The organism is Thermococcus sp. CX2 (assembly GCF_012027555.1).
Taxonomy (GTDB): Archaea; Methanobacteriota_B; Thermococci; order Thermococcales; family Thermococcaceae; genus Thermococcus.
Genome location: NZ_SNUQ01000003.1, coordinates 216,010 through 227,100 on the forward strand (window position 1 = coordinate 216,010; position 11,091 = coordinate 227,100).

Sequence of the window (11,091 nt, forward strand, 5' to 3'; positions counted from 1 at the left end):
CCCATCACCGTGGAGATGTTAAAGGGAGGACATTAAAAACCTTATTTTGAACACCTGCAGTGATAATGAACTCCGGGGAAAGTGATTTATAAAATAACTTCCAAATAATGATATTCAGTGGTGGATTCTTGCTCATGGGTGAGAATGATGGTGTGGACCTTGGATTTGATAATGCTTGCATCGGAGGAAACGCTTATTGAGAACGTCATCGAGCTATTGAAGAGAATGGGCTTTAGGAACTACGAGAAGGTTGCAAGCAAGAAAGAGTGGGGAATTGATGTAGTTGCCATACGCGATGATCCCATCTCTGGAACGGAAAAGCTCGTTATAGCGATTCACCCCAAGGGGCTCGCCGCTTCTCGAGACGTTAACGTCTTTGCCGGCCTCGTGGATAAATACAAGGCCGACAAGGGGATACTTATCTCGATCATGGGGTTTACAAAGGACGCTAAGGTTCTAATTTCGAGGGAATACAGGGGAAGGGTAATCCCGTGGGACGGTGAGAAGCTCGTCTCGCTCTTCAACAACTACTCCATCGAGCCTCCCTCTGAGCTTATCAGAATGGCAGAGACTAAGAAAGAGAAGAAAGTTGAGGAGAGTCCGCTCGAGGAGTTCGAACTAGATGCTCCCCTGCTGTATGAGTTCTCAGCCGATAGTGTCGTTAAGAAGGTTGCCTCCTTTGCCTCCTCGAAGTATCCGATAAAGGCAGAGGAAGTTGAGCTCGAGTCTCTCTCAGTTACCCTATCTAGCGCCTACATTTTCTCGTGGTCCGTTGAGGGCGGAGATGAGAAGGATAAGGCCGTTGTTTTCTCGTCCGATAAAGTCGTCCTCAGGGCCACATCCGACGAGAAGCTTCGCGTTCCTATCACAAAGACCCTTCTCAATGACCGCTCCATAATACGCGCCACCGAGAGGAATATCGAAGTTCCAATAAGCCCAAGTGAGGCCGTTCTTATACTCAAATCAAAGGCCTCAAAAGACCTGAACGTCCCCGAGGGCAAGGTGGTCATCCACGAGAGGAAGAAGGTGTATGTTCCGAAGGTGGCCGAGCTTGAGCTCAAGGTCGGGGACAACAGGGCGAGAGCGGAGATAAACCTCGAGAGTGGTGAAATTGAATTCAACATATCGCCCCTTCCGGATGAATATTTTGTGAAGAAAGCAGAGAACCTGGTTATGGACTCCATCGGAGACGAGCCCACTGAAATCGGGCTGAAGAGGGAGAAGGGAAAGGTGAAAATTACTGGAAGAACCGAGAGGTTCTCCTTCGAGGTTTCGTTCAACGAGTACACTGGGCGGCCCCATAGGATGGAGTGCCTGATGAGCGATGAGGCTCTCAATGAGCTCCTGAAGACGGTCTATCCCAACGGGCAGCTTTTGGGTCTGGAGAAGAACAAAAAACTCGTGATCGCCGAGGTTCTGGTTGAGGACGGCATTGCCGTCCTTGAGGTTGATCTCACGAGGGGGAGCTATGCCGAGGTGAGAAAGCTTCCTTCGCCGGAGGACGCATACAAGAACGTCAAAGATGTCATAGAGGGCAACTTCCCCCTCAGGAATCTGGAGCTTAAAGGCTACCGCGTGCTCGAGCATAAGTACCTCGAGCTGAACCTGGAGAGCGAGGATGGAAAGGCAATCGTGAAAGTCGATGGTGCCACGGGGGATGTCCTTGACTACCTTATTGAAATAAAGCCCGAACGTGCCAAGGAGATAGTAGCCGGTAGGTACCCGAACTTCACAATAACTTCTATTGAGGAGGCCGATGCAGAGTACATTGTCTCGGCTGAAGACGAGAAACACGAAGTGAAGATCCGCGTGGGCAAGGACGGAAAGTTCGTTAAGGAGATTGACAGGATCCTCAAACGGGGGCTGGCGGAGAAAATCGCCGAGGAGAAGGCTAAGGAAATCGACGAGGAGGCAGTCCTCAAGGGAATTGAACTTCACGAGCACTGGGAGGTCGAATTTGCTGGAGGGACTAAGGTTGGAAAGTTCCTCCTCCACAGGGCCACGGGGGAGATTCTCAGCCAGGACGTCCGCTTCACGGAGATAGCAATAGAAGCAATGTACCGCGAGCACATCAGAAAGAAATACGGAGAGGAGAACCCAAAAACGGAGAGACTGGCCCACTACAAAGATAAGGCTTACATCAACCTCAAGCTTTCAGGAAATGACAGGTTCTACTACGCCAGAATCGATACCAGAACTGGAAGGATACTCAGCGAGGATACCGTGCCAATAAAGGGGATAACCTCAAAATTAAAGAGGATACAGCTGGAGAGCAAGTACAAGTGAGTCATGCCATCAGCATGTTTTCTATCATCCTGATGGCTTCCACTATTTTCTTTTCCGGCTTTTCTTCGTTCCTCGGTATCTCAAGGTTGATGACGAGCCTCTCTTCCTTCTCGTCCTCGAGGTCGTATATCTCAAGCTCCTCTATCTCGACGTCCTCGAAGATGCTCTCTATCTCGGGGCTGATTATCTTTTTGTCGTTGCCGTAAACTTCGACCCTGACCATATCGTCGGTGGTTGATGCGACCACAACTATCTCGTAGGAGCCGATCTTCTTGATGAACCTTATGACGCTGCCGTACCCCTCGATCTCCTCCCTGAAGCCGAGCTGGCGCATTGTGCTCCTTATCGCCTCAGTCTTGCTCTTTATCTTGTTGAGAATCCTCTCGCGGAGTTTGTAGCTCTCCTCAAGGGCCTTTTTTATTCCCTCGCCGGTCTTGTCGACCGTTCCCTCCCATATGCCTATGACCTTGATACCCGATGACGTGGGCCTGAGCTCTATTTTAATTGATTTAACATCAAAGTCTCTCAGGTCATCTATTTTAAGCTCGCCAAGGGTGAGTATGTCAAACTCTATTCTCACGAGGTTACCAAAGGCCTTCCCCTTAAACTTCACCTTCACCACCATGGTGGGGTTCAGGGGATGGTTTAAAAACTCTTCTCTTCCTAGACTCTCAAAAGTGGGCAGAGAGTAATAAGAAAAGGGAAAATGCCTCTCACTTCCTCCTTCTAAGGAGGAGTGGAATCATCACCAGACCAACGAGAGCGGCTGGACCGCAGGTGCTTTCGCCAGAGGCAGTTGAGGTGGTTGTAGTTGTTGTGGCAGTGCCCGAGTATGTGTACTCAGCTTCTCCAGTGTTGCCGTAGAAGTCGGTCGCTATGACCTTGATGGTGAAGCTCTCTGCGTCCACTCCAGGAATCTCGGTGAAGTAGGTTGCTTCAACCTCAGCCGGCTTCATCGAGAAGGCTGGATACTCAGCAACGACCTTTCCGTCGACGATGACCTCAACTTTCATGTCCTTGATTCCGACGTTGTCGTTGGCGCTGATGTAGACCTTAAAGGCCTGTCCCGGCTTGGGTTTGCTCGGCGAGAGGTAGCCGATGCTCACCTCTGGTGCCTTGGTATCGGTCTCTTTGACCACTGCTATCTGGCTCACTCCCTCTGGAACGGTGACGTTGAGGAGCATGTAGTAGGTTCCGCTGATTTCCCTCTCGCCCAGGACGGTGTAGGTTATGTTGGTGGCCTGCGGGTCTATCTTAGCTCCTTCTGGAATCTCGAGGACAAGCGGCCCGCTGATGCTCTGGCCGAGCTCGTTGATGAACTTGACTGCCGTCCCCTCTTCACCGTTCTGCCTGAAGACTATGAACTTCTGCGGTATCGGGAGGGAGATTATCGTGTTCTCGGCGAAGAGGTCGTCCACGAACGGGAACTCAACCTTTCCATCGGAATAGACATAGATGACCTGGGAGCCGTACCAGGAGGGCTGGGTGTAGCCCCTGTTAATGTCAGTCTGGCTCGGTGGGTTGCTGGTCTTATCCGGGGCGCCAGTGGTGGTGAGGGTGTAGAACCAGTGCTCGTTGCCGTTCTTGTCGATGTAGAGGACGGGCTTGTCCTTGTGTATGTGTCCGCTGAGGATGAGCTTGACATTGTACTCCTCCACTATCTGGAGGAACTTCCTTGCGATGTCCTCATATTCCCCGTTCTTTCCGACCCAGTCCCAGCTGGCGAGCTTCTTTATCTGCTGCCAGTCGTTGTCGTCGAAGGCAGTAAGGTTCTCAACGACTCCTCCTTCGTACCTGCTTATGTACCAGAACGGGTGGTGGACGAGGACTATGGGTATCTTGCCTGGGTGATCCTTGAGAACCTGCTCCATCCACTCGAGCTGCTCCATCTCGGGGTGCCTCTCCTCGCCGCGGCTGTCGAGTCCTATGATGATGAAGTTCCCGATGACCTCATAGAAGTACCTCGGGCCAACGTATTCGGTGTAGTAGGTCGGTGGGTGGTCATGGTTGCCCTTCACGCTTATGAAAGGTGTTCCGGCAGCCGTGGCGTGGAGTATGGCCTCGTCGAGCATCTGATAACCTGCCCTGTCGCCGTTGGTGTCGACATCGTCACCTGTAGCGAGGATAATGTTCACAATGTTCTCTCCATTCGAACCCACCATTGCGTAGTACGTCATGAAGCTGTCGGTAGCGGTGTAGCTGTGCAGGGGTATCGGATTCTGGCAGTACTTGAGTATCTCGGTGATGCTCTTCTGGAAGTAGTCACCGCAGACGAGCCCCATCTTGGAGCCGCTCGTGACGTGGAGGTCGCTTCCCTGGGCTATCCTGAGAACAGTGGGTGCCTCCTTCATGACCCACACGCCGTTGGGTATGGTTACCTCGCCCTTGTCGCTCTTGACGACGAGGAAATAGACATCTGGGGTTGCATCATCAGGTATCTTGGCCTTTATTACACCGTTCTCAGTGCCTAGTATCTGGAGGTCGTAGGGACCGTGGAGAATTGAGATTATCTGGAGGCTCTGGATTGTAACCCCCTCAGCGGGGTAGATTTCAATTGTGTCTCCGGGGAGCCCTATCGCTGGAGCACCTGGAAGTGGTTTGACTAAAACCTCTCCTGGGGCGAGGTCAGTTGCTACGGCTGAAACGGTGGTCGTTGGAATTGCTGCCAAGGTAAAAAGAGCTACCAACAGGGCTATTATTCTTTTGCCCAGCATGGTATCACCAAAACATCCATAGGAAAAACTGGATTATAAGTTTTCCCTTTCTAAACAGCGTTTTGAAGCTCAGGGGTTCCATCTGAGCGACGAGACTGCCCATCCCATCATTTTCTCGGCAATTTCGGAGTTTCCGCCGAAGCGTTTGTACATCTGATAGTTTATCCAAATTCGCTCGTAGAGGTTCCTTGCCAGCTCAACCTTTACCTCCCTCGTGGCCACGAAGAGCCTCGTCAAATCAACCGCCATTTCGAGGAGAAGGTAATCGGCACGGCTTATGGGTCGAGGGGGAAGGGAACCCTCTATAACCCCCTCTGGTTTGAGGGAACACCTGAGAACGGTGGCCTTTCCGAGCTTGTCCTCGTGGGTTTCTTCCATGAGCTTAACTTCCCCATAAACCCCCGGAAGGCCTTTAATCCAGCGATGGGGCTTTCTCTCCGCGAACTCAACGTTCACTGGAATGTTTAGCGCGAGCTTGACCAAGAGCTCGACGTCGTTCGTTATCTGAATCGAGGCGTATGGATGGGCTTTCAGCTCCTCGGCACTTCTCCCACCGAAGAGCTTGAAGTTGAGAGCCTCTCCCTTCCTGACCACACCTACTGGAGTGGCATTGGAGTGCGTAACCAGGAGAACCTCGTAAACCTGTCCTTCGTTGAACAGTTCGAGCATCCGTGCCACCAAAGGGAAATGGAGAAAAGGGAATTTAAAGCTGCTGCTTTGGAAGGACGATTATATCGTCCCTATCAACGTAGAATGTGACCTCTTGGAGCGGCCTGAGGTGGGCAACTTCCTTGTCGCTGATGGTTCTGGAGATAATCCTGGTCTCTCCGAAGAGGCCAACGACCTCGACAAAGAAGCCGTAGTACTCGATGAGGTCTACTGTTCCGGTGAATGAGACCGCATTCTCGACGGGCTTGAGCTTTATCCTCTCGGGCCTTATGACGATAACGACTTTGTCGCTCTTCTCGGTGTAGTAGAGGCCATCCAGCCTTATGCCCTCGAACTCGACGGTAACCCTGTCCCCGTTCCTCTCGACGACTTTAGCCGGAATGACGTTGGTCTTGCCCATAAAGCTGGCTACGAACTCTGTCCTGGGGCTCTCGTATATCTCCTTGGGAGTTCCGACCTGCTCAACCGTTCCGACGTTCATAACGGCTATTCTGTCGCTGATTGCCATGGCCTCCTCCTGGTCGTGGGTGACGTAGAGGACTGTTATTCCAAGCTCGCGCTGAATCCTCCTTATCTCGGAACGCATCTCAAGCCTGAGTTTGGCATCGAGGTTGCTCAGAGGCTCGTCGAGGAGGAGTATCTTTGGCTCGACTACCAAGGCCCTAGCGATGGCGACACGCTGCTGCTGACCGCCGGAGAGCTGGGTTGGATATCTATCCTCGAAGCCCGAGAGCTTGACCAGCTCCAGCGCCCACTTGACCTTCCTCTCTATCTCATCCTTCGGAAGCTTCTTGATCTTCAGACCGTAGGCGACGTTGTCGAACACCGTCATGTGTGGCCAGAGGGCGTAGTTCTGGAAGACTAAAACTGCTCCCCTCTCGCTGGAGCTCATGTAGGTAACGTCCTGGTCGTCGAACCAGATGGTTCCGCTGTCCGGGAAGTCAAGGCCAGCTATTATTCTCAAGGTTGTGGACTTTCCACATCCGCTCGGTCCGAGCAGGGTGAAGAGCTCGCCGTGCTTTATGTCAAGGTTTATTCCCTTGAGGGCGACGGTGTCTCCAAAGGTTTTGACGATGTTCTCAAGCTTGACCTCAACCATTTCCATCACCTCATGTGAGACCGATGAAGGAGTACCTCTGCTTGGTCAGCAGGTTGACAATCACGATTGACGTTATCTGCACCACGATGAGGAGCACACCCATCGCGGCCACTATGTGGACGCTTCCAGTTGCTCCCCTGAGGACTTCGGCCATGTAAGCGGTCATCGGCATCTTATCTGGCTGCATTGCACCGAGGGTTATGCTCGTGCTCGTCTCGCTCATGGCATAGACGAAGCTCAGCATCGCGCCTCCGAAGACGTTTAGGTAAATCAGAGGCATGAGGACGCTTGCTATGGTCTTCCACCTCGTTGCGCCGAGGTTCATGGCCGCTTCCTCAAGGGAAACGTGGACCTGCTGCAGTCCGGCGTAAGTTGAGCGCGCCGCGAAGGGCAGACGCCTGATGGAGTAGGCCAGTATGAGCACAAACGCCGGGTTGAAGGCGTTGAGGTTCGTTGGGTCGAGGAAGGTTCCCTTAAAGGCCGATGAGAAGAAGTAGAAGTATCCCATCGCCACGACGATACCTGGGACGGCCATGGGCAGTATGACAACGCTCTCGAGTATTGGTCCGAGCTTGCCCTTGAACCTGCCCGCGGCATAGGATGACGTGATTGAGAGCAGGATTATGAGCACTATGGCCGATCCAGCGTAGGTGAGGCTGTTGACGATGGCGGAGCTGACCTGTGGATCAGTGAACATCATCTTGATCCAGTCGAGGGTGAAGCCCTGCGGGAGCGGGGTGGTGCTCCACTGCTCCGAGAAGGCGAGCATTATGACACCCATCTGCGGGAAGATGGTGAAGATCAGCAGCGGAACGAGGACGAGGTAGATTATAGCGGCCTGCCAGGGCTTGGGCTTTGAAACGCGCGGCTTCCACCTTCCGCCCTTGCTTATCATCGAGTACTGCCTCAGGCTGACGTACTTCCTGATTCCAAGGAAGGCCGCTATGGCCAATACGAGCATGATTATCGAGAGGGCCGCTATCTTGGGGCTGGTGACACCGAGCTCGTTGATGAAGCTGCTGTATATCTCGTAGGAGATAAGCTTCTTGGCGAATGGGTGGCTGTGGAAGACTATTGGCGCGGCCAAATCCTCGAGGCTGAAGATGAAGACGAGCGTCGCTCCGGCGGCTATGCCCGGAAGGGCGAGCGGGAAGGTCACCGTCCTGAAGAGGTGGAAGCCTTTGCTTCCGAGGTTTTCGGCCTGCTCCTCCAGGGTTGGGTCGATGTTGATGAAGCTCGCATAGGCGTTGAGGTATACTATTGGATAGTAGGCCATTATCTGCGCCAGCGCGACACCGGCGAGGCCATCAACCTTAATGAGCGGAAGAATGCCGAGGATGTCGTGGAAGATGTAGTTGAACACTCCGTTTATGGCGAACATCTTCTTGATGACGTAGGCGTTGACGAAAGGAGTGACGAGCAGCGGGATGAAGAGCAGAATTCTGAGGATGTTCTTGCCCTTGAAGTCGTAGCGGGCCATAACGAAGGCGAAGACCGTTCCGAGGATGGCCGTGGCCAGGGTGACAACAATCGCCAGTATGATTGAGTTGAGAATGATTCCAAAGTCGAGGCCTTCAAAGAGGTAGAGGGTTTCTCCTCCCGGCCCCGGGACGACTTTGACGAGCTCTCCGTCGGGTCTAAAGCTTATGTACGTTGGGTCCGTTAGTATGCTTCTGAACCACTCAAGGGAGAAGTGTCCGTCGTATATGAAGGCCACACCGAGCATTAAAACCACGGGAATTATCAAGAATAGCGCTATGTAGCTGAGTGGAAACAGATACGAAAAAGCTACTATCGGCTCGAAGAGCGGCGTTCCAAACAGCCTCTCGCTCCATTTGCTGACTTTGGCCAAATTGAACACCTCCTTGGGTTTATGTCTTGCCAACTACCACTGGCCGAACTGTCCTGTTTAAAAATCGTGGGTTTAAATAGTTTGCCGTGAGAATGTTAAAGAGAAGAAAATTAAGAAAAGCGCGGGCGCGGCCCTTCAGCCGCCGATGAGTTCTTTGAGCTGCCTTTCGACGTCAAGGTACTTCTGCCTCGCTGATTCTTTCCACTCGGTCATTATCTGGTCCCTGAAGTTGGCGTCCTCCAGGAGCTTGTCGTTTATCTTGGCCGCGTACTCCTCGGTGAGGGTTACTTCCTGGCCAGTCTCTGGGTCTTTGAACTTTATCGGGGCGAGCAGCTGAGCCTTGAGCTGCTCGAACTGTTCGTCGGTTATCTTGCCCTCATTGTGGGCCTGGACGAGCTCTACCCAGACCCTGTGAAGGTCGGCGTTGGCATCAACGAGGGTGGCCTTGAAGTACTGCTTGACGACGTTAACGGTCTTGAGAGCCCTGGCATCATCGAAGTATATGCCCTGGGCCTGGAGGGTGAGGTTGTAAGCCTTCCAGAGGTCGGGCCTCTGCTTTCCTGCGTCGGTATAGAAGATCTTCGGGTTAACCGGCATCCTGTTAACGTGTTCGTCGAGCCATATCTTCTGACCGTCGGTAAGGAGCCAGTAGATGAAGGCGTAAGCAGCATCGACCTTGTCAGGTGAGATGCTCTTGACGATGGCTATCGGGTCACCGTTGAGGACGCTCTCCCCGCTTGGGATTATGTAGACACACTCCGGGTTCTGCTTCATTGCGGTGTATCCGTAGAAGTCGATGGTGGTACCAACGGCGATGTTTCCTGCTATGACGTCGTCCCTAACGGCATCGCTCGCGTCGTATATCTTGGCGTTGGCGGCTATCTGGGTGAGAATCTGCCAGCCCTTGTCCCAGCCGAAGGCCTGGAGGATGATCTGGTAAATCCTCGTGTTGGAGGTGCTCCTAGTCGGGTCAGCAATTCCGACCATCTGCGGGTCCATGGCGAAGGCCTCACTTCCAAGGTCCTCCCACTTCTTGGGCTCCGGGAGGTTCCACTGCTTGAGAACCTGCTGGTTGATGGTAAATCCGAAGGAGGAAAGCGCAGCTGCTATCCAGTAGACCTTGCCGTCGTCGCCGTACCTGATGAGTGGGATACCGTTTATCTCTTCTCTAATGTCGGTTCCGATGAGACCGAGAATCTTTTCGTCCTCTATTGGCTTGAGATAGCCGAGCTTGTTGAGATCATCGAAGAGGGTTGGACCACCGCCCCATGCGAGGTCGGCATCGCCGCTGTCAATGAGCTTGATCCAGGTCGCTTCTGTGGCCTTGACGAACTTGAGGTCAACGATGTTGTACTGCTTGGCGACATCGCTATTGAGGAACTCTTCCTTGGTGAGCTTCTGTATGGTGGTGTCGTGTCTCGTTAAGATAACAAGGGTTATTCCAGAAGACCCGCCGTTGCTGCTGATACAGCCGCTCGCAACGACGCTAAGGGCAAGGAGCAAAATAAGGCCGATTGATGCCAGCTTCTTCATGGTTTATCACCTGCTTATGTTCAATCGGTTGAAATTGCTCAAAGTCAATAAAAAATTAATGGTTCAAAAGGCAAAGAAAAGTGGGGAGAAGAAATCACTTCCTCCTTCTGTAGAGGGCAAGCGGTATGAGAGCGAGGCCGACCAGAGCAGCCGGACCGCAGGTGCTGTTTTCACCGGTCTCGGTTGCGGTCTCCTGACCGAGGTTCTGCTGGACGGTTATGGCCCAGTGGATGAAGTTGGTGACGAACTGCGGGCCGTCGAGTTTGACATCCTTGTACTCGGGAGCCCACATCGGCTCGTAGCCGCCGTAGGGGGTCTCACCGCTGACGATGAGGACGTTCTTCTTGTCGTCGAAGAACTGGACGGCCATGAGCGGGAACTCGCCGGTAGCACCGACCTCGTAGGCATTTGGAGCCGGGTCGGTGTTGTCAACTATCTGGCCGCCGGAGCTGGTGCTGGTAACTATGATGTAGATTCCCTCGACATCGGGGGTGAGCGGCTTCCAGTTGCCGCTGTCGTCAACGTAGGCAACAACACCCGGTCCGTGGAAGAGAACCTTTCCGCCGTTGGTGAGGTCCTTGGTTATCATGTCCTTCTCGGGAGTGTCAGCTTCGGGGTTGACGATGGCAACAACACGGTAGCCGGCACCGGCGTTGCTGTCTGCGTCCTCGACGGAGGCCTGATCAAGCCTAAGGTTGGCACCGATGGCATCGAGAATAGCGTTGGCAAAATCAATCCTGTCCTTACCGTCACCGTAGTCGCTGTCGCCGGCAATCCAGAGGATCCTGTTGCCGTCGTTCCACCACTGGACGATGGCCTGGATTTCATCCGGGCTGAGAGCCTGGCTTGGCTGGCCGAGGATGAGGAAGTCGATGTCCTTAATAACATCGTAGGTTATTTCGTTGCCAACGTTCTGAATTCCAAGGGTGTCGGCAAGG

General features: G+C 53.2%; 8 protein-coding genes. 1 reads left to right on the top strand and 7 read right to left on the bottom strand.

Annotated elements, in window-relative coordinates; genetic code table 11:
• Nucleotides 1-147 precede the first annotated feature (147 nt).
• Entirely contained in the window at nt 148-2,286 is a 2,139-nt protein-coding gene (locus tag E3E23_RS08215) for a restriction endonuclease (protein ID WP_167907846.1), read from the top strand.
• A gap of 1 nt (nt 2,287) precedes the next feature.
• Here the strand turns inward: E3E23_RS08215 and E3E23_RS08220 are convergent, their stop codons facing one another.
• From E3E23_RS08220 to E3E23_RS08250, 7 genes are all read right to left on the bottom strand, one after another.
• Nucleotides 2,288-2,911, bottom strand: coding sequence for a hypothetical protein (locus E3E23_RS08220; RefSeq protein WP_167907848.1), 624 nt, complete (start codon nt 2,909-2,911; stop codon nt 2,288-2,290).
• 88 nt (nt 2,912-2,999) lie between these two features.
• Nucleotides 3,000-5,000 carry a metallophosphoesterase gene (locus E3E23_RS08225; protein WP_167907850.1) on the bottom strand — a complete coding sequence of 667 codons (2,001 nt, stop codon included), beginning with the start codon at nt 4,998-5,000 and terminating at the stop codon, nt 3,000-3,002.
• A gap of 69 nt (nt 5,001-5,069) precedes the next feature.
• Nucleotides 5,070-5,669: a DUF447 domain-containing protein gene (locus tag E3E23_RS08230; protein ID WP_167907910.1), complete on the bottom strand. Its 600-nt coding sequence runs from the start codon at nt 5,667-5,669 to the stop codon at nt 5,070-5,072.
• Between the two features lie 34 nt (nt 5,670-5,703).
• Nucleotides 5,704-6,768: an ABC transporter ATP-binding protein gene (locus E3E23_RS08235; protein ID WP_167907911.1), complete on the bottom strand. Its 1,065-nt coding sequence runs from the start codon at nt 6,766-6,768 to the stop codon at nt 5,704-5,706.
• A gap of 10 nt (nt 6,769-6,778) precedes the next feature.
• The gene (locus tag E3E23_RS08240; protein ID WP_167907852.1) at nt 6,779-8,620 is read right to left on the bottom strand and encodes an iron ABC transporter permease; all 1,842 of its coding nucleotides are present in this window, start codon (nt 8,618-8,620) and stop codon (nt 6,779-6,781) included.
• Between the two features lie 135 nt (nt 8,621-8,755).
• Nucleotides 8,756-10,153 (bottom strand): ABC transporter substrate-binding protein, encoded by a 1,398-nt coding sequence (locus E3E23_RS08245; RefSeq protein WP_167907854.1) that lies wholly within the window; start codon nt 10,151-10,153, stop codon nt 8,756-8,758.
• Nucleotides 10,154-10,247: 94 nt separating this feature from the next.
• A partial coding sequence (locus E3E23_RS08250; protein ID WP_167907856.1) for a CGP-CTERM sorting domain-containing protein occupies nt 10,248-11,091 on the bottom strand: 844 nt, incomplete at its 5' end.

What these genes read in the sequence shown, in the direction of transcription:
- E3E23_RS08215 (WP_167907846.1), top strand. Translation starts at nt 148, where the DNA reads ATGGTGTGGACCTTGGATTTGATAATGCTTGCATCGGAGGAAACGCTT.
- E3E23_RS08220 (WP_167907848.1), bottom strand. Translation starts at nt 2,911, where the DNA reads ATGGTGGTGAAGGTGAAGTTTAAGGGGAAGGCCTTTGGTAACCTCGTG.
- E3E23_RS08225 (WP_167907850.1), bottom strand. Translation starts at nt 5,000, where the DNA reads ATGCTGGGCAAAAGAATAATAGCCCTGTTGGTAGCTCTTTTTACCTTG.
- E3E23_RS08230 (WP_167907910.1), bottom strand. Translation starts at nt 5,669, where the DNA reads ATGCTCGAACTGTTCAACGAAGGACAGGTTTACGAGGTTCTCCTGGTT.
- E3E23_RS08235 (WP_167907911.1), bottom strand. Translation starts at nt 6,768, where the DNA reads ATGGTTGAGGTCAAGCTTGAGAACATCGTCAAAACCTTTGGAGACACC.
- E3E23_RS08245 (WP_167907854.1), bottom strand. Translation starts at nt 10,153, where the DNA reads ATGAAGAAGCTGGCATCAATCGGCCTTATTTTGCTCCTTGCCCTTAGC.